The following is a 24,522-nucleotide window of genomic DNA, read 5'->3' as shown; positions in this document are numbered from 1 at the left end:
GCTTACTGTCCTCGCTTTCGCCGCGTCGCGGCTCCCTGGCGCGCCGCAGCGCGCTGTTGTGCTCGGTCGCGAACCGCGTTACCTCGATCGAGGTTGTGTTCAGGCTCGGCGAGGCCGAGCTGGCGGATCACATCGACCGTGAGATCTTGCAGCGATGCACCTTGCAGGATCATCGCCACCGGTGGCTCGATGCCGAAATCCGCACGCGTGGTGTTGCGGATCCGCACTGCCATCAAAGAATCCATCCCCAGTTCGGTGAGCGGCATCCCGGTATCGACAGCCGAGGCATCGGAGTAGCCCATCACCCCTGCGATGCGTCCGCACAGTCGCTCTCGGACCACTTCTCGGGCCTCGGCCGGGTCGAGCTCTCGCAGCGCGTCGGGCCCGGCCCAGTCGCCGCCGTCGCCCGTGGCGTCGAGTTCTTCGACGACGCTGGTGAAGTAGCCGAGGTTGCGGAGCTCGGGGAACGCAATCATCGCCCGGTCGGGCCGCAGCCGCGTGACGCCGGTGCGGCACCGGTCGGTGGCCAGCAACGCGTCCATGGCCGCGATGCCCTCCGCCGGACTGATCGGGTCGAGCGGGCTGCCGACCAGCGACTGGGCAACTCCGACTTCCGACCACGGCCCCCAATTGATCACCGCCGCCGGCATTCCGGCCGCCTGGCGCCACGTCACCAGCGCATCGAGCCACGCGCTGGCGCACGCGTAGGCGCCCTGCCCGGCCGAGCCGAGCAGTGAGGCGGTGGTGGAGAATCCGACCCACCAGTCGAGTTCGCGACCGACGCTTGCCTCGTGCATCCGTAGCGCGCCGGCGGCCTTGGGAGCCCACACCCGCTCCAGGCTCTCCCTGCTCATCGACACCACCAGGCTGTCGTCGATCACGGCGGCGCCGTGCACGATGCCACGCAACCGGCGATTTTGGTTCTCGGCCGCCGCGACAAGGCGTTCCGCCACCCCCGCGGATGCGATGTCGCCGCACACCACGGCGATCTCGGCGCGGCTTTCCAATTCGGCCATGACCTTGCGCTGCTCGTCGGAGGGTTCGCTGCGTCCGTTGAGGACGACTCGGCCCGCGCCGCTGTCGACCAGCCAGCGGGCGAACACCAGGCCGAGGCCGCCGAGGCCGCCGGTGACGATGTAGGACGCGCCCGACTCGACGACCGCGTCGCGCACCGGCTCGCCGAGGGTCGCGCGGCACAGCCGCTCGACGTATCGGTGCTCGCCTCGCCAGGCGATGATGTCGTCGAAATTGGACCCGGAGTCCTTCGACTCGAGCTCGGCGGTCAACGCGGACACCGGATCCCGGGTGATATCGAGGTCGACGAGCGTGGTGCGCAGGTCGGGATGTTCGTAGGCCAGCACGCGGACCAAGCCCTTCAGCGCGCCGATCGCCGGGCGACCTGCCTCGTCGTGAACTGCGAGACCGCCCGGGGTGACCAGCCACAGCCGCGGTGTTCGGCCGTGCCAGCCGCCGAGGATCGCACGAACGACCGTCGAGATCGCCCACACCGAATCCCGTGCCCGGCTGAGCTGGCCGTCGGTGATGCTCGAAGCGTCAGGGACGTCGTCGATGAAGGCGACCACACCGACGGGTGGGCGCTCGGGATCGCCTGCCGTTTCCGCGAATGCGGCGAGGATGGCGGATTCATCGCCGAGATCGGCGGTGAGCACCCGGCGCGCCGGTGAACGCCACTGTTCGACGAATTCTTGGGCCTTCGAGCCGGCGTCGGTGAGCACGAGCCAACTGCCCGTGGCGTCGGAGGTGACCGCGCCCGCGATGGGCATGTCCACCCACGTGGTATCGAAGATCTTCTGCGCCAACGGCAATGGTGCGCTGCGTCGTTCGACACGCCGCAGGTAGATGTCGTTGATTTCGGCGGTCACGGTTCCGGCGTCGTCGGTCAAGACGATCTTGCCGAGCTTTCCGGCGCCGTCCTCGTCGAGGTTCATCAGCCGGGCGCGGCAACGGGCGTGCCGGCCGGGGTTGCCGTACACCCGCAGCGACTCGAACGACACTGGCAGATAACTGACTTCGGCCGAGCCGGTGGATCCGCCGGCCGCATTGTCCGGTACCGCCGCCGCCAGACTTTGCAGGGCCGCGTCCAGCATGACGGGGTGAATGCGGTAACCCGGATGCCTGGGCGCCCCGTCGGGAAGGGTGATCTCGGTCTCCACCGACCCATCTGGCTGCCGGTGAATCTGGGTCAGCGCCGCGAAGGCGGGACCGTGATTCTGGCCGGTCAACCGCAGCACGGCGTACAGATCGGCCGGCGATAGCGCCGCCTCACCGTGGCGGGTGCCGGGTGTCTGCCGATCGGGGGCGACATCCGGCGGCGACACCGAGGCTCTAGCGGTCGCATGACGGGACCAGCCGGCGGGGGTGCGGGAATAGATTTCGATGCGGGTCTTGTCGTCGGCGGCACGGGTCAGTTGCGTGGTGACCTGGGTGTGGCCGTCGAGGGTGAGCATCTGCTCGACCTCGAGCTGATTGATCGCGAGCGCATCGACTGGCAGGCCGAACGCTTCGCTTGCTGCGGCCAAAGCGATTTCGGCGAACCCGGCCGCCGGCATGATGGCTTGCCCGAAGACCTTGTGGTCGGCCAGCCAGGGGCACACGTCGGTGCCGACGTCGGCTTGCCACACATGGTCTTGGCTCGAGGGAACTTCGACGTGCATGCCGAGCAGCGGGTGCGTGTCCACCGCGTCCGACATCGCCGAGCGATCCGCAACCCAGAAACGCGTGTGCTGCCAGGGGGTCACCGGGATGTCGACGAGACGACGGTTGGTGTCGAGCGGGGGAGTCTTGCCGGCCGCCGCGAGTTGGGTGTGGAAGGTGATGGTGTCGTCGGTGTCCCGCTGCAAGGTGCCGAGGGCCGTCAGCTGGGCCCGGTTCTCCGCGTCGCCGAGTGTGTCGTCGATGGCATAGGTGAGCACCGGGTGCGGGCTGACCTCGATGAAGGTGTGGTAGCGGGCCGCTGCGGTGGTGATGGCTTGGTGGAAACGCACCGGGTTGCGCAGGTTGGCCGCCCAGTAGTCGGCGTCCAGTACCGTCTGGGGCTGCTCGCTGGTGGTGCTGATCATCGGGATCGTCATCGGCTGCGGCGCGAGATCCGCGAGCGCGGAACGTAATTGCGGCAACACCGGGTCGATGATCGGGTGGTGGGAGGCCACGTCGACGTCGATGCGGCGGGCCAGCAGATTCCGGGCGGCCACCACCGCGATCACCGCGTCCACCGATTCGGGCGGGCCGGCGATCACCGATTGGCGCGGCGAGGCATGAACGGCCAGCGTCACCTGCGGGTAGTCGGCGATCAGCGTCGCGGCGGCGTCGGCGTCGAGCTCCAGCAGGGCCATCGCGCCCTGGCCGGCCAGCTGGGCCATCAGGCGCGACCGGGTGGCGATCACCCGCAACCCGTCGGCCGGGGTCAGCGCCCCGGCCACCACGGCGGCCGACACTTCGCCCATCGAGTGGCCGATCACGGCGTCGGGCGTCACGCCGTACGAGCGCCACAGCGCGGTCAGCGCCAGCTGAATACCCACCAGCACCGGCTGAATGCGATCGATGCCGACCACCTCGACGCCGCCGGCGAGGGTCTGGCGCAGCGAAAAACCGGCCTGGGCAAGGAAGTCGGGCTCGAGCTCGTCGATGGCCGTGGCGAACGCCGGCTCGTCGACCAGTAGCTGCCTACCCATGCCGACCCATTGCGAGCCCTGACCGGAATAGACGAACACGGTGCCCGGCCCGGTGAAGCCGTCCCGGCACTCCAGCACCCCGGGTTCGGGTCGCCCGGCAGCCAGTGCGCGCAGCCCCGCCACCGCGTCGGCGCGGTCGCGCGCCACCACGACGGCGGTCTTGGCGTAGCGGGCCCGATGATGGTTGAGCGTCTGCGCGACATCCGCCAACGGCGTCGTTGCGCCGGGTCCTTCCATCCAGTCGGCCAGGCCCGACGCCAGCGCGGCCGCCCGCTGCGCTGTCTTACCCGACACCACCAATGTGGACACCCGCGGACCGGATCCGTTCGCGGGGGCCGACTCTGGGGCTTGCTCTGGGGCCTGTTCGACGACGACGTGAGCATTCGTGCCGCTGAGACCGAATGACGACACGGCCGCCCTGCGCACACCCGCGGGCCACGCGGTGGCCTCGGTCGGGACGAACAGCCGGGTCGACGAGGGGTCGATCGCCGGATTCCACCGGGTGAAGTGCAGATTGGGCGGAATGTGCCCGCGTGACACAGCCAGTGTCGCCTTGATGAAGCCGGTGATCCCGGCCGCGGCCTCCAGGTGGCCGATGTTCGTCTTCACCGACCCCAGCGCGCACGTGCCGTCACCGCGGCCGTAGGTGGCCGCCAGCGCCTCGAATTCGATCGGATCGCCCAATACCGTTCCGGTGCCATGGGTTTCGATGTAGTTCACGCTGTCCGCGGTCGCGTCGGCCAGGCGCAGCGCGGCGGTGATCACGTCACGCTGTGCCGCCGCGTTCGGGGCGGTCATGCCGTTGGATCGGCCGTCCTGGTTGATCGCCGAACCGCGGACCACCGCCAGCACGCGATCACCGTCGCGGGTGGCGTCGGCCAGCCGCTTGAGTACCACGACCCCACAGCCCTCGCTGCGCACGAACCCATCGGCCAGGGCGTCAAAAGTCTTGCACCGCCCCGTCGGCGACAGGGCCGACCACTTGGACAGCGCGATGCTGGTGAACGGTGACAGCATCAGTTGAACCCCGCCCGCCAGCGCCACGTCGCTTTCGCGCAATCGCAGGCTCTGGCAGGCCAGGTGCAGCGCCACCAACGACGACGAGCACGCGGTATCCACGGCCACCGCGGGGCCGCGGAGCCCCAGCAGATACGAGATCCGCCCCACCGCGGCGCTGTGCGGGTTCCCGGTGCTCATGTACGCGTCGATTTCGGCGCGGCGCTCGAGGTTGACGATCGTGTAGTCCCACGCCGACAGCCCCATCATCGCGGCGGTTCGGGTGCCGCTCAGCGAATCCGGTGGCAGCCCGGCATGTTCGAGTGCTTCCCAGGCGACTTCGAGCAGTACTCGCTGCTGTGGGTCCATCGCCTCGGCCTCGCGCGGGGTGATGCCGAAGAAGTCGGCGTCGAACCCGGCGACGTCATCGACAAAGCCCCCCCATTTCGTCGTCATCCGCCCCGGTGCCTGCGGATCGGGGTCGTAGAACGCGTCCGCGTCCCACCGATCGGCCGGCACCACGTCGACGGCGTCGCGCCCGTCCATCAGCAGCTGCCAAAAGCTGTCCGGCCCAGTCACACTCCCGGGCAATCGGCACCCGATCCCCACCACCGCGACCGGTTCGGCGACATCGGTCGGAAACGCCGTCCCCGCGCGAACAAGTTCGCGTGCGAGAACCTCGCGCGCCTTCGGTGACATCTGCGCCGCGCGCTCGGCAAGACTGGTCATTTACTCACTGCCCCCGGTTGCCGTCAGCTCGCTGGCCGCAACGAGGTCGGACAGCAATTCCATTTCTTCATCCGACAGCTCGGATTCGGCCTCCGGCGTCGGTTCGGTCTCGGCCATGGCGTCGTAGCCGAGGCGTTCGCACAGCGCGCCGGCGAGATCGGTGATCGTCGGGTAGGCCCAGACCAGCGCGGCAGGCAACATGGTGCCCAGGCTCGCTTCCAGCCTGTTGCGCAATTCGAGAGCCATCAGCGAGTCGAGACCGAGCGCCTCCATCGGGCGATCGGGGTCGATCGGCTCGGTCGAACGCAGCACCGCACGGATCTCGCCGGCGATCGCGGTCGCCAGGCGCCCCGGGCGTTCGGCGGCGTCGCAGGCATCCAATTCCGCGCGGATCGCGCCGCCGCCGCGTCGCTCGGTGGTGGTCAGGTCCTGCAACTTCGCGAACAGCGAGGAGCCCGCCGCCGACGGGAAGGATTGGAACCACTGCCGCGCGTCGAGGCTGAACACCCCGGTGCGTGCCCGGTCGGCCGCCAGCGCCAGCTGCATGGCTGCCAGTCCCTGCTCGACGGTGATCATCGCGACACCGAGGTCGGCGAAGAACTGGGCGCGACCAACCTCGGCCCAAGGGCCCCAGTTGATCCCGACGGCCGGAAGTCCGAGCGAGCGCCGATAGGCGACCAGGCCGTCGACCCACGAGTTCGCCGCGGCGTAGGTGCCCTGACCGGGCGCGCCCAGCATTGACGCCACCGAGGAGAACGCCAGCCACCAATCGACATCGAGCCCAGCGGTGGCCTGATGGAGGCGCCAGCTGCCGGCGACCTTCGGAGTGAACACCCGCCGCGCAGCCGAATCAGAGATGTTCAGCACGATCTCGTCATCGAGAACCATTGCGCTGTGCAGGACTCCGGCCACGCGGAAGCCGGCGTCTTCGACCGCGGCCACGAGCCGGCCGGCCGTGCCGGGGTCGGCGATGTCGCCGGTGACCACCTCGATGCGGCTACCCGCGGCGGTCAGGTCCGCGATTGCCGACCGGGTCTCGTCGGTGGGGCTCGAACGCCCGTTGAGCACAACCATTCCCGCGCCGTGGGCGACCAGCCACTGCGCGACGACAAAACCGAGGCCGCCCATGCCGCCGACGATCAGGTAGCCGCCGTCGGAGCTGACCAGCGGTTGCGGCGGCGGTGACGCGATCGCTTCGATGTCGCCGCCGGCCGGTATCGACACGACGATCTTGCCGGTGTGCCGGCCGGAGGCCATCAGCCGGAATGCGTCGGCCGCCTCGACGAGGCTGAACTCGGTGACCGGGAGTACCCGTAGTTTGCCGTCCGCCACGTGCTCGAGGATGTGCGCGAGCATTTCGCGGTACCGCGCCGGTTGCAGTTTCAGATTCAAGTCGAGATCGACCACGGCGAAGGACGCGCTTTTCGCCAGTGCGGCCAATCCCAGGCTGGCGTCGGCGTGGACGTCCTTCTTGCCCAGTTCGATAAACCGGCCGCCGGGAGCAAGTATCTGCACGCCGCGTTGAATCGCTTCGCCCGGAAGCGAATTGAGAATGACATCCACACCGTAGCCGTCGGTGATGTCGAGTATCTCGTCGGCGAACTCCACGTTCCTGGAATTGCCGACATACTCGACGCCGAGCCCGGCCAGCATTTCGCGCTTGGCATCCGAGCCGGCCGTGGTGTAGATCCGGGCCCCGATCATCTTCGCGATCGAAACCGCGGCCAGTCCGACACCGCCGGTGGCGGAATGGATCAGCACGCGCTCGCCGGCCGCCAACCGCCCGACCTCGCACAGTGAGTGCCAGGCGGTCAGATACGCGATGCCGAATGCGGCCGCCTCGCCATCGGGGAGTGCCTCGGGGACCGGGGCGACGAGGTCGGCAAGGGTCGTCATGTACGAGCCGAACGTGCCGGGGCCGAACGCGATGACGCGCTGGCCGACCTCGACCGCGCTGACATCCGGGCCGACAGCCGTCACGAAACCGACACACTCGCCACCGATCACCGGCCGGGCGCCGTCGAGTCCGGGATACACGCCCATCGCCTTGAGCACGTCGCTGAAGTTGAGACCCGCGGCGACGACCTGAACCTCCACCTGGCCGGCGGCGGGCGTAATCCGCTTCACCGCATGCAGTTTCAGCTCATCGAGGCGTCCGGGCTGGTCGATCTGCAGGCGCACGGCGCCCCCGTCGTCCAGGCTCACCACCGTGCGGCGGGCTTCGACGGCAAGATCACCGCTCGCCCCGACGGGCGCGGGCACCAGGCGGCTGACACAGCGTTGCTGGTCGCGCAGCGCGATTTCATCGTGGTCCGAACCGGCGAGCAGTTCTTCGGTCAGGGCGGCAAGTGTGCCGGAACCGTCGGCGTCGATGTCGACGATGGTGGTCTTCAGTTCCGGATGCTCGAATGTCAGCACCCGTGCTATTCCCCGAAGCTGGGCCTGCGCCAAGGTGACTCGATCGCCGGAATCGAGCGCTTGGGCGCCGCGGGTGACGATCCACAGCCGGGGGCTGTTCCTGGCCCCCATCCGCGTGACCGTCTTGGCGATGTCGGCGATCAGTAGCGTGCGCGCCTGCGCCAGCTCCAGCTGCGCCTGGTCGTCTCGCGCCTCGTCGACGCTTCGCGGTGGGCAGACCACGACGATGCTGTCCCACTGCGTTCGGGTGATCGCCGCGCGCAGGTTCGCGGTGTCGGTGGGGGACACCAGCTCCATCTCGGCGATGCCGTCGCGCAGCGACGACCGCAGCGCGGGCAGCAGCGGGTCGTCGGCGGTGGCATCACCGATCAACAACAGGCCATCCAGGGCGCCGGCGGCTTTGTCCAGCGGTGCGGGTTCCCACTGCACCGTGAACAGCTGGTTGCTGAGTTCGGTTGCGCCGCTGCTTGACCCGAGCACCGCCATCTCGACTTCGTCGATGACGAGCAGCGGGCGGCCGTCCGGATCGGTCAGCGTGACCTGACCGACGAGCCGGTCCGGGCTGTCGGTGGGGCTAAGGGAGCCGATCGAGCAGACACCGGTGGTGATGTCTCCGTACACGTGAACACCCGCGAAACGTATTGGCAGTACCAGGGTCTGGCGGGCGGACTGGCCTCCGGCCAGGTCGGTCGCCACCCGGGTGGCGCCGAGGGCCTGCACGGCGATATCCATCATCACCGGGTGCAGGCCAAAGTTGCGGGAACCGGTTTTGGCCGACGCGGGTAACCGCACGTCCGCGCGGGCGTCGCCGGATGTCGCGACGGTGAGCCCCACGATTCCGCGGAACGCCGGCCCGTGTTGTTGTCCCGCGCCGCGCAGTCGCTGATAGAGGTCGTCGGGGTTGAGTTCGTCCGCCACTTCGTCGTCCGCCGGTCGCGGTGCCTGGTCGTCGGAGGCGGTCTCGCGCGCAACCGTGGCGGTGGCGTGTTTGACCCACCCCGAAGTGGCGTTCTGCGTGCGCATTTCGATCCGGCAGGTCTGCTCGTCACCGGTGAGTGTGGTGACGAGCATGGTGTCGTCGGTGACGTGCAGCATCTGGTGCAGGCTGAGCTCGCGAATCATCCAGCCCGGTGCGCTTTCCGCGCTCTCGAATGCGTCCGTTGCGGCGGCCAGCGCCACCTCGGCGTAGGCCGATCCCGGCAGCACGCAGAGGTCGTCGATCACGTGGTCGCCGAGCCAGAGCAGATCCGGGCGGAGCTCGCATTCCCAGATCCGGGTGCCGGTGGTGGGGTCGGTGACGCCGATGCCGAGCAGTGGGTGGGTGTCTGCCGTGTGGTGTGCGGCGATGGTGGGGGCGATCCAGTGCCGGGTGTGCTGCCACGGCGTGGTGGGCAGCACGGGGTGCGGCGCGCACACATGCGTGGTCTGCGGCGGGCGGGTGGTGTTGAGGTTGGTGTGGAAGGTCAGGGTGTCGTGCGCGTCGCGTTGCAGGCTGCCGAGGCTCAAGTAACCGGCTCCGCCCTCGGCGTCCGGTTCGCGCGCGGCCAGCGTTTCGTTGATGGCATGGGTCAACAGCGGGTGCCCGCTGATCTCGATGAAGGTGTGGTGATCGGCCGCGGCCGCGCTGATGGCCTGCTGGAAGCGCACCGGGTTGCGCATGTTGGTGGCCCAGTGTTCGGCGTCGAATGCCGCTGCGCTGCCCAAGTTTTCGTAGGTGGTCGAGATGATCGGAATGGCCGGTGGCCGCGGGGTGAGACCGGCCAATTCCGACCGCATCGCGGGCTGCAGGGCGTCCATGGCCGGATTGTGCGGCGCCACTTCGATATTGACTTTGCCGGCGAACTGCCCCATCGCACGCACCTGCGCGATCAACTCATCGATCTGCTCGGTGGGTCCCGAGATGACCGTCTGGCGCGGTGAGGCATAGATCCCGACGGTGACCTGCGGGTGATCGGCGATCAACGCCTCGGTGGCGTCGGCGTCGAGTTCGAGCGTTGCCATGGTGCCCTGCCCGGACAACGGCGCCATCAGCCGGGACCGGGTCGCGGTCACCCGCAACCCCTCGGCGGGGGTGATCGCGCCCGCAACCACCGCGGCGGCCACTTCGCCCACCGAATGTCCGATTACGAGATCCGGGGTCACTCCGTAGGACCGCCACAGCGCGGTGAGCGCGAGCTGCATGCCGATCATGCCGAGCTGGATTTGTTCGATGCCCTCCAGCGGCTTGCCCGTGGCGATCGCCTCGTGCAACGAAAACCCGGCCTCGGCAACAAAAGTCGGCTCCAGCTCGGCGACCGCCGCGGCGAACGCCGGCTCGTCGATCAGCAGCTGGCGGCCCATGCCGGGCCACTGCGATCCGCGGCCCGAGTAGACGAACACCGTGCCCGGCCCGATCGGCCCCTCGGGGCAGTCCACCACGCCGGGGGCGGGATCACCGCTGGCCAGTGCGCGCAGCCCCGCGACGGCCTGGGCGTGATCGGCCGCGACCACCGTGGCGAACTTGGTCTGCCGCGCGCGGTGATGATTGAGGGTGTGCGCCACATCGGCCAGCGCCACCTCGGCACCGGAGCCTTCCATCCAGTCGGCCAGCACCGACGCCGTCGCCGCCACCCGCTGTTTCGTCTTGCCCGACACCAACAGCGTCGACACCGCCGGGTCAGATCCGGGCTGGCGCGCCGGGACCGGATCGGTGGCCTGCTCGATCACGATATGGGCATTCGTCCCGCTGACACCGAACGAGGACACCCCGGCCCGGCGCGGTTGCCCGGTGGCCGGCCATTCCAGGTCCTCGGTGGCGATCGTCAGACGCGACACGCCTGCACTGGCATGCGGGGTGAGTTCGGTGAAGTTCAGGTTCCGCGGAATGCGGCCGTGGCCGACGGCCAGCACGGTCTTTATGAATCCGGCGATGCCGGCCGCTGCTTCCAGGTGACCGAGATTGGTCTTGACCGCCCCCAGCACCAGCGGCGCGCGGTCTTCACGATCGGCGAAAACCTTGCTCAGTGAATCGAGTTCGATCGGGTCGCCGAGTGGCGTGCCGGTACCGTGCGCCTCGATGTAATCGATGTCGGCCGGCGTCAACTTGGCCGACGTCAGTGCCTGGCGAAGCAGCGCCTGCTGCGCGGGGCCGTTGGGAACGGTCACCCCGCTGCTGGCGCCGTCCTGGTTGACCGCCGAACCGCGCACCAGGGCGAGGATCTGGTTGCCGTCCCGTTGCGCGTCGGCGAGCCGCTTGAGTATCACCACGCCGGCGCCCTCGCTGCGGACATAGCCGTCGGCGCCCGCGTCGAAGGTCTTGCACTGGCCTTCCGGGGACAGCATTCCCCACCGTGAGCAGGCGATGCTGGTTCCGGGGGTAAGCAGAAGGTTGGTCCCGCCGACCAACGCCGTGTCACTTTCGCGCCAGCGCAGGCTCTGGCAGGCCAGGTGGATGGCCACCAGCGACGACGAGCATGCCGTGTCCAACACCACCGCGGGACCGCGGGCACCGAGCAGGTAGGCCATCCGTCCGGCGGCGAAATTCGCCGAGTTTCCGGTGAGTAGGTAGGCGTCGAGGTCTTCGGGCCGCACCGTGCTGGACATCTTGAGCATGTAGTCGTATGCGGTGACGCCGACGAAAACCGAGGTTTGGGTGCCGCGAATGGTGTGCGGCGGGATTCCGGCGTTCTCCAGCGCTTCGAAGGCAACTTCGAGGAACAACCGCTGCTGCGGGTCCATCGCGGCCGCCTCGCGCGGGGTAATGGAAAAGAACTCCGCGTCGAACTCGTCGGGTTCCCAGCCGGAAAGGAAGCCGCCTTCGCGGTTGCAGATCGTGCCGGGAACGGTGTGGTCCTCGGTGAAAAGAGCGTCGGCGTCCCATCGCTGCGACGGAACCCGCACAATCCCACTTCGCCCGTCGCGCAGCAAGTCCCAGAACTGCTCAGGACTGTCCACCCCACCAGGGAACCGGCAACCCATCCCGACAACCGCGATCGGCTCGGTACCTGCCTTCTCGGCGATCTCCAGGCGAGCGGACAGATCGTCGATCTTGTGCAGCGCTTCGGCGATGATCGCCCGGCGATCTGGTGTCGGGGTGGCCATTACGTCCCTCTTAGTCTTTCCGAAAGTTGTTCTAACAACTCGGCTTCGCTGAATTCGTCGTAGGCATCCGCGTCCGGCTGCTCATCGGCTCCGGTGAGCTCGGGCAGCACCGTGGCCAGATAGTCGGTGAGGCTGTACACGGTCGGGTAGTCGAAAACCACGGACGCCGGCAGGAATTCACCGAGGGTGTCGGTCAGTGAGCGCTGCAGAGTCACGCTCATCAGCGAGTCCATCCCGAGTTGGAAGAAACCGGTGGAGGGGTCCAGTGACTCCGTGGGCGGCAGTCCCATCACGTTGGCCGCCAGTCGCGCGACCTTGTCGAGCACCATGTCGTGGCGACGTTCGGGTGCGCACTTGCCCAGCGCGAGGCGGAATTCGCTTTCCGGCATTGCCGTCTCACCCGGGATCGGCAACAGATCGTCGACGATGCGCAGCGATCCGCGGGTCCGGTAGGCGGCCGCCAGCAGCGGCCAATCCGCCTCGACGACAACGGAATGCACCCCGGCGGCCGGGCTCATCGCCCGGGCCAGCGCACCGATCGCGATCTCGTCGTCCATCGGCAGCAACCCGGAGCCCAGGCTGACCTGGCTGAAATCGTGTTCAGCGTCGGCCAGCGATTTCCACAATCCCCAGTTGACCGTGGTGGCCGACAACCCCATCACGCGCCGCGCATAGGCCAGCGCGTCCAGGTAGCCGCTGGTGGCGGTGTAGTGGGCCAGCCAGCGTGACCCGGTCAGGCCTGAGATGGAGGAGAACAGCACGAAATGGCGTACCGGCTTTTCCAGCGACAGCCGGTGCAGCACCGCGGCGGCGTCCAGCTTGGGCGCGAACATCGCCGTGACGTCGTCGTTCGTCATCTCGCTGAGCAGCACCGGCTGCCCGGCGAAGGCTGCCAGATAGATTCCCTCCAGCGTGGGCAAGTCCGCGCCGAACCGGTTGAACAGCGCGCTCATCTCGGTCTCATCGGTGGCATCGGCCGCGACGGTGGTGAGAGTGATCCCTTGCACCGCAAGGCTTTCGGCCAGTTCACCCAATCGCTGGCCGGGATGACGAGACACGGCGACGATGGTCTTTGCGCCCATCCGAGCGAGCTGCCGGATCAGGTGTGGCCCGATGTTGCCGGTCGCGCCGATGACGAGCTGGCAGGCGCCGCCGTCCAGCGTCACCTCTTCGGTCGGTAGCACCCGCCTGTGCAGTCGCGGCACGTGCCGCAGTCCCGAGCGATAGACCACCTGGTCCTCGCGATCGGTGGCACCGGCCTCGTCGAGCACCTGCCGGGCCAACAACTGGACCGGCACCGAGCCGTCGAAATCGAGTATCCCGCCCCAGATTTCGGGGTGCTCGAGCGCGAGTGTGCGTCCCAGCCCCCATAGCGCCCCGTGGCTGGGGTTGGCGTGATCGCCTTCGGCCAGCGGTTGGGCGTTGCGGGTCACCATGAACAACTTGGCCGGCGAGGTGCCGGCAGCCATCGCCGAGGCAAGGCGGCGGACCTGATGGAACAGCCGGTAGGCCGTCCCGACATCGAGTGGATCAGAAGGAACGGGCGGTGCGTAGAGCACGTGGTCGACGTCGCCGAGAGCCCGGCCGAACGCGGCCGGGTCGGCGTCACCGGCCCGCACGTCGGTGAGGCAGCCCAGTTCGGCGGCCAGGGCGGCATCGCCTACCACCAGCCACCGGCCGGCGACCGTGGTCTCGGTATCGGGAAGTGGCGTTGTTTCCCACACCACCTGAAGCGACCACTCGTCGAGCGGACCGCCTTGTGCCGGATACGTGTGCTGCACAACGCCGTTGCGCTCTGCGGATCCCGTCGGCGTCCGCGTTTCGGCGGCGGTAAACCAGTGGTGGGTGTGGTGCCACGGGGTGGTGGGGATTTGTGGGTGTGGTTCGGGTGGATGCGGAGTCTGCGGCGGGGTCGCGCCGTCGGTGAGATAGAGGTTGGTGCGGAAGGTGACGGTGTCATCGGTGTCGCGCTGCAGTGTGCCGATGCTGGTGAAGTTGCGTTCGCGGTCCGCGTCTTCGAGCGTTTCGGTGACGGCTTGGGTGAGCAGTGGGTGGGCGCTGATTTCGATGAAGGTGTGGTAGGGCCCACCGGCGTCGCTGAAGGCGTGAGCGATGGCTTGTTGGAAGCGGACTGGGTTGCGCATGTTGGTGGCCCAGTGTTCGGCGTTGAAGACGGGGTGGGTGTCGAGGTTTTCGTAGGTGGTGGAGATGATCGGGATCGTCGGGGTGCGTGGTGTGAGGTGGGCCAGCTCGGCGCGCATGGCTGGTTGCAGGGCGTCCATGGCCGGGTTGTGGGGGGCCACTTCGATGTTGACCCGGCTGGCGAACCGGTTTTGGCCGCGTACCCGTTCGATGAGAGTTTCGATCTGGTCGGCGGGCCCCGAGATGACGGTTTGGCGTGGCGAGTTGTAGATGCCCAAGGTGACTTGGGGGTGATCGGCGATCAGCGCCTCAGTGGCGGCCACATCAAGTCCGAGCAGGGCCATGCCGCCCTGCCCTGCCAGCGGGGCCATCAGCCGCGAGCGGGTCGCGGTGACCCGCAACCCCTCGGCCGGGGTGAGCGCGCCGGCCACGACGGCGGCGGCGACTTCGCCCATGGAGTGCCCGATCACCAGATCCGGGGTCACCCCGTGGGAGCGCCACAGTTCGGTGAGCCCCAGTTGCATGCCGATCAGGCCGAGCTGGATTTGTTCGATGCCTTCGAGGTGTTTGCCAGTGGCGATCACCTCGTGCAGTGAAAACCCGGCCTCGGCAACGAAAGTGGGTTCCAGTTCGGCGATCGCGGCGGCGAAGGCGGGTTCATCGGCCAGCAGTCGTTGGCCCATGCCGGCCCATTGCGAGCCGCGACCGGAGTAGACGAACACCGTGCCCGGCCCGCCGGCACCCTCATAGGGGCTGACCACGCCGGGGGCGTGCTGGCCGGCGCCCAGGGCGCGCAGACCCTCCACCGCAGCCGCGCGATCACGCGCGACCACGGTGGCGAACTTTGCTTGGCGGGCCCGGTGATGGTTGACGGTGTGGGCCACATCAGCCAAGGCCACCTGCGCCCCGGAGCCCTCCATCCAATCGGCCAACACCGACGCCGTCACCGCCACCCGCTGCGCCGTCTTACCCGACACCACCAACGTCGACACCCCGGCGTCCGGGGCGTCCGCGGTGACCGGCGCCAGTTCCGGGCCCTGCTCGACGATCGCGTGGGCATTCGTGCCGCCCAGGCCGAACGAGGACACCGCCGCCCGGCGCGGGCCGGAATCCGCTGGCCACCCGATGTTCTCGACCGGAACGAAAAGCCGGGTCGGCTCCGCATCGATCGCCGGATTCCATTGCGAGAAATGCAGATTCGGTGGGATGTGGCCGCGCTGCACCGCCAGCACCGCCTTGATGAACCCGGCTACTCCGGACGCCGCCTCGAGGTGACCGATGTTGGTCTTCACCGCTCCCAACGCGCACGAGCCCTCGCCGCGGCCATAGGTGGCGGCCAGCGCCTCGAACTCGATCGGGTCTCCGAGAGCCGTTCCGGTTCCGTGGCTTTCGACGTAGTTCACGCTTTCCGGCGCGACATCGGCCGACCGCAATGCGTCGGCGATCACATCGCACTGGGCCGCGGTGTTCGGCGCGGTAATGCCATTGGAGCGGCCGTCCTGGTTGACCGCCGAACCGCGCACCACCGCCAGCACCTGGTCGCCGTCACGCACCGCGTCGGTCAACCGCTTGAGCACCACCACCCCGGCACCCTCGCCACGCACAAAGCCGTCCGCCGTTGCGTCGAAGGTCGCGCACCGGCCATGCGGAGAGAGCAGTCCCCACGCCGAGATGGCGATTTGGGTCTCCGGGCGCAGGGTCACGCTGACCCCACCGGCCAGCGCCAAGTCGGTTTCGCGTGCCCGCAAGCTCTGACAGGCCAGGTGGATCGCCGACAAGGAGGACGAGCACGCCGTGTCGACGGCCGCGGCCGGACCGCGCAGTCCCAGCAGATATGAGATTCGCCCCGCGGTGATGCTGTGTGAGCTGCCGGTCCCGGTGTAGGCGTCCACGCGTTCCGGGCTGCTGGCCACCATGGACTGGTACTCGTTGAAGTAAACGCCCATCATCACGCCGGTTCGGCTACCGCTGAGGGAATCCGTTGGGATACCGGCATGTTCGAGGGCTTCCCAGGTGACCTCGAGCAGCATCCGCTGCTGCGGGTCCATCGACGCGGCCTCGCGGGGGGTGATCCCGAAAAACTCGGCGTCGAATCCCGCGATGTCGGGCACGAAGCCGCCCCACTTCGTCGTCATATGCCCGGGCGTCAACGGGTCGGCGTCGTAGAAGGCCTCGGCGTCCCACCGGTCCGCGGGAATCCCGGAGATCGCGTTTCGGCCTTCGACCATCAGTTCCCAGAAGCTCTCCGGGCTCGTCACGTTTCCCGGAAAGCGGCATCCGATCCCCACCACCGCGACCGGCTCGGCCGTGGTGGTGCGCGCGGCCCGGGCGAACTCTTCGGACAAGGCCGTGCGTTGTTCGGCCGTCATACCCAGGATGCGGCTGAAAACACTTCGCATTACGCGGGCTCCTCGGCGGCCACAGGCGATGACTCGATGCGGTCGAACAAACTGTCCAATGTGCTTCCTGCTGAAGCGGACAGCTCCGCGATCTGATCATTTCCTGAATCCGCCTGCGGCGCTACTGCTTTCGCAAGGTAGTCCGCCAGGGCTGCGATGGTGGGGTGGTTGAACAGCATGGTCGCCGACAACTCGATACCCGCCAAGACCTCGGCTTCGCGTCGAATCGCCATGGCCATCAGGGAGTTGAGGCCCAGTTCGGCCAGCGGCCGATCAGCTTCCAGGTCCGATTCGGGGATCCGCAGTTCCCGGGCGACGATGCTGCGCAGGCCGGTCTCCAACTCGGTGCGAATCTGCGCCGGTGAGAGATGCGACCAGTCGCGTGCGGGAACCAGGGAGGCGGCCGCCGGGGAGTCCGCCAGCAGGTCGTCGACGATGCGCAGCGATCCGCGGATCCGGTAGGCGTCCGCCAGCAGCGGCCAATCCGCGTCGACGACAACGGAATGCACACCGGCGGCCGGGCTCATCACGATCGGCAGCGCACCGATCGCGATCTCGTCGTCCATCGGCAGCAGGCCGGAGCCCACGCTGACCTGGCTGGCGGCATTGTCTTCGGTGTCGGCCAGCGATTTCCACAATCCCCAGTTGACCGTGGTGGCCGATAGCCCGATCACGCGACGGGCGTAGGCCAGTGCGTCGAGGAAACCGCTGGTGGCGGTGTAGTGGGCCAGCCAGCGTGACCCGGTCAGGCCTGAGATGGAGGAGAACAGCACGAAGTGGCGTACCGGCGTTTTCAGTGACAGCCGGTGCAGCACCGCGGCGGCGTCCAGCTTGGGCGCGAACATCGCCGTGACGTCGTCGTCGGTCATCTCGCTGAGCAGGACCGGGCCGCCGGCGAAGGCTGCCAGATAGATTCCCTCCAGCGTGGGCAAGCCGGCGCCGAACCGGTCGAACAGCGCGCTCATCTCGGTCTCGTCGGTGGCATCGGCGGCCACGGTGATGAGATCCGTGCCCTGTGCCGCAAGGCTTTCGGCCAGCTCGTGCAGTCGCTGGCCGGGATGACGGGACACCGCGACGATGGTCTTTGCGCCCATCCGCGCGAGCTGCCGGATCAGGTGTGGCCCGATGTTGCCGGTCGCGCCGACGACAAGCTGACAGGTATTGGCGTCCAGCGTCACCGGCGCCTGTGACGGCACCGCGCGCCGTTGCAGCCGGGGCACGTGACGCACACCCCGCCGGTAGACGACTTGGTCTTCACCGTCGTCGCCAGTGACTTCACCCAGCAGCTGGGGCGCCGCCAGTTCGGCGGGCACCGAGCCGTCCAAATCAACGATTCCGCCCCAGATTTCGGGGTGCTCGAGCGCGAGTGTGCGTCCCAGCCCCCATAGCGCCCCGTGGCTGGGGTTGGCGTGATCGCCTTCGGCCAGCGGTTGGGCGTTGCGGGTGACGATGAACAATTTGGCCCACGAGGTGCCGGCAGCCATCGCGGCAACCAGGCGGCGTGCCTGATGGAACAGTTGGTATGCCGTGCCTGCGTCGACGGACTTGCCGACCGGCGGCGCATAGACCACATGGTCGACACCGCGCAGCGCCGCGTCCAACACGGCCTCGTCAGCGAGTACCGGGGACTGCGCCACCTCGACGTGGGATTGCGGCCCCACGATCCGGGCCAATTCGTCGCCCAGGTCGGCGTCGGACAGGACCAACCACCGGCCGGCGCCGGCAATCACGGCATTCGGCTCCGTAGCTGGAAGGGGCTTCGCCGGCCACTCCATCTGGTAGCACCAGGAGTCGAGTGCACCGTCCAGATAATCCGACGGCGCCACCGCAGTGGCTGGTGAACCGTTGTGGTGCATCGTTTTTGGTGTCGGTGCCGTCACCGTCGCGCGGGGAATCCAGTGGCGGGTGTGGTGCCATGGGGTGGTGGGGATCTGTGGGTGTGGTTCGGGCGGATGCGGAGTCTGCGGCGGGTGGGTGGTCCGCACCCTGTTCAGGTTGGTGCGGAACGTAATCGCGTCGTCGCTGTCGCGCTGCAGCGTTCCGACGCAGGCGTACTTACTTCCGTGCTGGGCATTGTGCAGGGTTTCCAGGACGGCTTGGGTGAGCAGTGGGTGGGCGCTGATTTCGATGAAGGTGTGGTGGTCGGTTCCGGCCTTGGTGATGGCTTGTTGGAAGCGGACTGGGTTGCGCATGTTGGTGGCCCAGTGTTCGGCGTTGAAGACGGGGTGGGTGTCGAGGTTTTCGTAGGTGGTGGAGATGATCGGGATCGAGGGTGGCCGTGGGGCCAGATTGGCCAGCTCGGCGCGCATGACGGGTTGCAGGGCGTCCATGGCCGGGTTGTGGGGGGCCACTTCGATATTGACCCGGCTGGCGAACCGGTTTTGGCCGCGTACCCGTTCGATGAGGGCTTCGATCTGGTCGGCGGGCCCCGAGATGACGGTTTGGCGTGGCGAGTTGTAGATGCCCAAGGTGATCTGGGGGTGATCGGCGATCAGCGCCTCAGTGGCGGCCACATCAAGTTCCAGGAGGGCCATGCCGCCTTGCCCGGAGAGCGGGGCCATCAGCCGCGAGCGGGTCGCGGTGACCCGCAACCCCTCAGCCGGGGTGAGCGCGCCGGCCACGACGGCGGCGGCGACCTCGCCCATGGAGTGCCCGATCACCAGATCCGGGGTCACCCCGTGGGAGCGCCACAGTTCGGTCAATCCCAGTTGCATGCCGATCAGGCCGAGCTGGATTTGTTCGATGCCCTCGAGGTGTTTGCCGGTGGCGATCACCTCGTGCAGTGAAAACCCGGCCTCGGCAACGAAAGTGGGTTCCAGTTCGGCGATCGCGGCGGCGAAGGCGGGTTCATCGGCCAGCAGTCGTTGGCCCATGCCGGCCCATTGCGAGCCGCGACCGGAGTAGACGAACACCGTGCCCGGCCCGCCGGCACCCTCATAGGGGCTGACCACGCCGGGGGCGTGCTGGCCGGCGCCCAGGGCGCGCAGGCCCTCCACCGCAGCCGCGCGATCACGGGCGACCACGGTGGCGAACTTGGCTTGGCGGGCCCGGTGATGGTTGACGGTGTGGGCCACATCAGCCAAGGCCACCTGCGCCCCGGAGCCCTCCATCCAATCGGCCAACACCGACGCCGTCACCGCCACCCGCGCCGCCGTCTTACCCGACACCACCAACGTCGACACCCCGGCGTCCGGGATGAGCCGCCGTGGGGGCGTGAGCTCTTGACCCTGTTCGATCACGATGTGCGCGTTGGTGCCGCCGAATCCGAACGACGACACACCGGCCCGGCGCGGACGTCCCGTTTCGGGCCAGGCAGTCTGCGTGTCAACGACTTTCATCCGCAGATTGTCGAAGGGAATGTGCGGGTTCGGGCTTTCGAAACGCTGGTTGGGCGGAATCTCGCCGCGTTCGACCGCCATCACGGCCTTGATGAAGCCCGCGATCCCGGCCGCTGCCTCGGTATGACCCAGGTTTGTCTTCAGGGCGCCGATCAGCAGCGGAGAATCTTCGGGACGACCGCGACCCAGCACCGTGCCCAGGGCGCGCGCTTCGATCGGATCGCCCAACAACGTTCCGGTGCCATGCGTTTCGACATAGTCGACCATGCCGGGCTGCATTCCCGCGTTGGTGTAGGCGGCACGCAGCACCGCCATCTGGGCCGCGGGGTTGGGAGCCATCAACCCGTTCGAGCGGCCGTCCTGGTTGACCGCCGAACCACAGATCACCGCCAGCACCCGATCGCCGTCGCGCTGCGCGTCGGTCAACCGCTTGAGCACCACCACCCCGGCGCCCTCACCACGGACGAACCCGTCCGCCGCGGCGTCGAACGCGCGGCACCTACCCGTGGGCGACAGCGCGCCGACTTGGTCGAAACCGCGAAATACCGCCGGGGACAACAGCAAATTCACACCGGCGGCGATGGCCAGATGAGAATCCTGGGTTCGCAGGCTCTGGCACGCCAGGTGGATGGCCACCAACGACGACGAGCATGCGGTGTCGATCGCGACCGATGGGCCGCGCAGGTCCAGGAAATACGACAGACGGTTGGCGATGATGCTCATCGCGCCGCCGGTGTTGTTCCAGCCGTCGACCTGGCAGAGGTCGTTGGCCGCGATGACGCCGTATTCACTCAGGCATGCACCGGCGAATACTCCGGTCTGCGAACGGCGCAGCGAGCTCGGCGGTATTCCGGCGTGCTCCAACGCTTCCCAGGCCACCTCCAGCAAGAGGCGCTGTTGGGGGTCCATCTTGTCGGCTTCGCTGGGGGAGATCTCGAAGAATTCGGCGTCGAAGGCGTCGAGGTCGGGCAGGAATGAGCCCCACCGCGTCGTGCGAGCCAACGTTGCCGCTACCTCGGGCGAACCGTTGTCGAACGGCTGCCACCGTTCGGGCGGCACTTCCCCGATCGTGCAACCGCGCTCAACCACAAATTGCCACAATGCTTCTGGGCCCGATATCCCTCCAGGGAAGCGGCACCCCATCCCGACGACGGCGATCGGCTCGTCAAGCGAGTTACGAACCGGGCGGGTGGGTCCCGCGTCGGATTCGGGGTCGCCTTCGGGCGCGGTGAGGTATGCGGCCAGGGCGTTGATCGTCGGGTGCTCCCAGAATTCGATCGGGGACACGGTCTTTCCCAACAACTCTGACAATTCACCCGACAGCACGACCGACTCGCGAGAGCTCACGCCAAGGTCGGCCAGCGACAGATCAGGGTCGACCTCGTCCGGCGTGCAGCCGATGTTGGTCACCAAGTAGTCGACCAGCCAGTGGCGCAGGTCGGCTTCACCGCCGATGCCCGACGATGTCATACGGTCACGTCCAGCCTGGTGAATCCCTCAGTTTGATAGCGCTCGACACAGGCTGAGCGCCGGACCTTCCCGCTCGTGGTGATCGGTATCGAACCGGGTGACACCAGCACAAGGTCGGCGACTCGCAGACTGTGCGACTTCGAAATCGCCGACGTGACTTTGCGCTTCACCGAACGAAGCCGCACCAGTCCCTCTTCCGCGGAGGCTGCTTTGCTCTTGAGTTCGATGATGGCGACCAGTTGCTCGGTGATGTCGTCGGGCACCGATATCGCCGCGACGCGGCCGCCGGTGATTTCCTGGATCGTGGCCTCGATGTCGTCGGGGTAGTGGTTGCGCCCATCGACGATGAGCAGATCTTTGATGCGACCCATGATGAACAGCTCGCCGTCGGAGATGACGCCCAGATCGCCGGTCCGCAGCCACGGCCCCTCCACGGCTCCGGGTGCGGGATCAACCAGCTTGGCGTTGAAAACGCGCTCGGTCTGTTCCGGCTTGCGCCAATATCCCATCGTCACGTGGTCGCCCTGCACCCAGATCTCGCCCACGGTCCCCTCGGAGCTCTCCACCATGGTCTCCGGGTGGACGATTCGCACGGACGTGGGGTCGGGGGCGCCGTAGCCGATGAGTTCGGTTCCGAGAGTCCCGTCGGTTCCGCAGGGCATGGCTTGACCGGCAGTCAGGTGCTCATAGTCGAAACGGACCGTCTTGAGCGCGCTGCCGGGTTCGGGAGCTGCCACATAAAGCGTTGCTTCCGCGAGCCCATACGAGGGGCGTATTGCCGTGGCGCTCAGATTGTGGGGAGCGAACCGCTCGGTGAAACGCTTCACCGTCGCGACATGGATCCGTTCGCTGCCGCTGACGATTCGTTGCACGTTGCCGAGGTCAAGTCCGGCCATGTCGTCGTCGGACGTTCTGCGCACCGACAATTCGAAGGCGAAGTTGGGTGCGGCGGACAGGCACGGACCGTTGGTGGCGAGCATGTGGATCCAACGTGCCGGGCGGACCAAAAATGACATCGGGCTCATCAACACCGCGCTCCGCTGGGCCACCAATGGCGCGCACAGCCCCAGAATCAGCCCCATGTCGTGGTACAGCGGCAGCCAGGACGTCAGGGTCAGGTCGGCCGGAATCTGAGCGGGATCCCCAAAGTAGGCATACATACTCTGTGTCACGTTCGCGATGACGTTCTTGTGCGACACGATGACACCGGCCGGCGTGCGGGTCGAGCCGGACGTGTATTGCAAATATGCGGCGCCCGACGAGTGGTGCTGGCCGGGCGAGAGTTCGCGGGGCGAATCCAAATCCAGCAGATCAATCTCGATGACGAATGGGGCGGGTTGCCCGTCGTATCCCGTTGCGTATTTCGTGACGTCGCCGACCACGGCAGAGGTGGTGAGAATGGCGACCGGGTTGGAATCCCGCAATACCGAGGAAATCCGGTCGTCGTGCACACCGTATTGCGGTGTCGAGAGCGGAATGGCGATGAAGCCGGCCTCGAGCGCGCCGAAGAAAGCGACAATATATTCCAGTCCCTGCGGCGCCAGAATCGCCACGCGGTCACCGGGTGAGCCGCACAGTGCGAGTTCCTCGGCAACAATGCGTGCGCGGTGTAGCATTTGCGACCATGTCAGGGTCTCAGCAAACCCTGTTGGGTCCTGCTCGTAGTCGATGTACGTGAACGCCGTCGCGTCAGGCTGTTCGTCAGCCCGCCCCTGCAGCAAAGCAGGTATGGACGCATTACTTACCGGCATTTCGTTACCTTCCCAACTCGCTGTCGGCGTCGCTAAGTGCACGCACCCTGTGTGTAGCTTTTGAGCGGCTTTGCGGCTCCAGATGGAGCCCCCCTAGCACACAGCAGCTGCTGGCGGAAACGTCGGCGCGTTAAGACTGGATGGGCGGGGTCCCCGGTTTCCCTCCCCGGCCATGAGTCTCCTTATGCAAGGTAAGCAATCTAACACGGGGAAGTGTGGGGTTTTAGAAAATCCACAGCTTTCTACACAGGATACGGCGTGGGTTGTTGACAGTGTGGAGCACATTTGCCGCGAACATCGTTCTCGCAGGTCATGGCCCTAGGCTCAGCGAGTGATTGGTGGTGTTGGTGGTTTTGGAGTGGCGTGTGGGTAACACATTGTGACCAAGATCGCCTCTCTGACGGGTGGGTCGGCTGGTCGGTTTTGGGACCAGCGCACCGTTTTGAGGGCCCCGCAGACACTCGGTTTCGCGCCCCCGGTGGTGCGAACGGCGCAACGGGCGCGCGCGGGCGGTGGTGACGGGCTGGGAGGGCTTCCCGGGCGCGCCGGTCAGCGGGCGGGTACGGCGAGCGTGTGCTCATCGGCGGCCCGGTGGCAGCGCAAATTCGCCCGCCACCCGCCGGTGGCCTACTCAGCTAACTCCTGCCGCACCGATCGAGAATTTTTCCTCAATATTTTTCACCAGTTCCGGTAAATTGTTGTTGAGGTAAAAATGATCTCCAGCAAATATCTGGAGGGAAAATTCAGCCGTGGTGCGATCGGACCAGGCCGTCATGTTTTCCTCGGCCACGATGATGTCGTTATCCGCGACGAAGGCGTGGATCGGGCACGACACCGTTACCTCCGGCGCCCGGGTGTAAGCGGCAATCGCCCGCACGCTTTGCAAGGTAGGCAGAATCGTCGCGGCGAATTCGTCATTCGCCAGCATTTCGGGGTTCGTCTCGGTGACCTGCGCGACCACGTTCAAGATGTCGCGATCCGAACCCTGCAGTTCCTTGTAGCGGATATGGCCGGGTGCCGCGCAGGACGACACGAAAAGAGCGGCGATCGGATGTCCGGCCGATTGGAAGCGCAGCGCCACTTCGAAGGCCAGCAACCCGCCCATGCTGTGGCCGAAGAAGGCCACCGGGCGGTCGGTGGGGGCGGTGGGCCCCATCATGGTGAAGATCTCGTCAGCGAACTCGGGAATGCTCGGAAGCTGGGTGAGGCCCCGATCGCGCCGGCCGGGATATTGGACGGCAACGCGCTGGATGTCCGCGGAGAACGCCTTCGCGAACGGCACATAAAAGGTCGCGGACCCGCCGGCGTGCGGAAATATGTAGAGAGTTGATGCGGCCGGCTTCGCGTTGGCGCTACCTCGGTCCGTGGGCACTGATTCAGCCTAACTTGATGCCCCTAGCCGGCCTGCTCGTTCCCGCGATGACGACAGGCGCCCTGGGCGGGCGGAAGCGCAGAAGTCCTGGAAGAATCTACTTTTGTGAGCGATTGCTTGCCGGCGCCGGCCAAT

At 67.3% G+C, this 24,522-nt stretch carries 6 protein-coding genes; all 6 read right to left on the bottom strand.

All coding sequences use genetic code 11. The annotated features are described in order from the left end of the window. Nucleotides 1–2 precede the first annotated feature (2 nt). Nucleotides 3–5,417 (bottom strand): type I polyketide synthase, encoded by a 5,415-nt coding sequence (locus ACTXG5_RS24460; RefSeq protein WP_445161247.1) that lies wholly within the window; start codon nucleotides 5,415–5,417, stop codon nucleotides 3–5. Further along, nucleotides 5,418–11,915 carry a type I polyketide synthase gene (locus tag ACTXG5_RS24455; protein WP_445161246.1) on the bottom strand — a complete coding sequence of 2,166 codons (6,498 nt, stop codon included), beginning with the start codon at nucleotides 11,913–11,915 and terminating at the stop codon, nucleotides 5,418–5,420. Beyond that, on the bottom strand, nucleotides 11,915–16,456 hold the full coding sequence (locus ACTXG5_RS24450) for a type I polyketide synthase (RefSeq protein WP_445161245.1): 4,542 nt from the start codon (nucleotides 16,454–16,456) through the stop codon (nucleotides 11,915–11,917). Before ACTXG5_RS24450 ends, ACTXG5_RS24455 begins: the two co-directional genes overlap by 1 nt. Next, nucleotides 16,456–21,264 (bottom strand): SDR family NAD(P)-dependent oxidoreductase, encoded by a 4,809-nt coding sequence (locus tag ACTXG5_RS24445; protein WP_445161244.1) that lies wholly within the window; start codon nucleotides 21,262–21,264, stop codon nucleotides 16,456–16,458. Before ACTXG5_RS24445 ends, ACTXG5_RS24450 begins: the two co-directional genes overlap by 1 nt. Continuing rightward, entirely contained in the window at nucleotides 21,261–23,015 is a 1,755-nt protein-coding gene (gene fadD26, locus ACTXG5_RS24440) for a long-chain-fatty-acid--AMP ligase FAAL26/FadD26 (protein ID WP_445161243.1), read from the bottom strand. The genes ACTXG5_RS24445 and fadD26 overlap by 4 nt, the downstream gene beginning before the upstream one ends. A gap of 631 nt (nucleotides 23,016–23,646) precedes the next feature. After that, nucleotides 23,647–24,387 (bottom strand): thioesterase II family protein, encoded by a 741-nt coding sequence (locus ACTXG5_RS24435; RefSeq protein WP_445161242.1) that lies wholly within the window; start codon nucleotides 24,385–24,387, stop codon nucleotides 23,647–23,649. Nucleotides 24,388–24,522: the final 135 nt, after the last annotated feature.

Source organism: Mycobacterium sp. Dal123C01 (genome assembly GCF_052566995.1).
This window is presented reverse-complemented; position numbering and strand designations above follow the sequence as displayed.

What these genes read in the sequence shown, in the direction of transcription:
- fadD26 (WP_445161243.1), bottom strand. Translation starts at nt 23,015, where the DNA reads ATGCCGGTAAGTAATGCGTCCATACCTGCTTTGCTGCAGGGGCGGGCT.
- ACTXG5_RS24445 (WP_445161244.1), bottom strand. Translation starts at nt 21,264, where the DNA reads ATGACATCGTCGGGCATCGGCGGTGAAGCCGACCTGCGCCACTGGCTG.
- ACTXG5_RS24460 (WP_445161247.1), bottom strand. Translation starts at nt 5,417, where the DNA reads ATGACCAGTCTTGCCGAGCGCGCGGCGCAGATGTCACCGAAGGCGCGC.
- ACTXG5_RS24455 (WP_445161246.1), bottom strand. Translation starts at nt 11,915, where the DNA reads ATGGCCACCCCGACACCAGATCGCCGGGCGATCATCGCCGAAGCGCTG.
- ACTXG5_RS24450 (WP_445161245.1), bottom strand. Translation starts at nt 16,456, where the DNA reads ATGCGAAGTGTTTTCAGCCGCATCCTGGGTATGACGGCCGAACAACGC.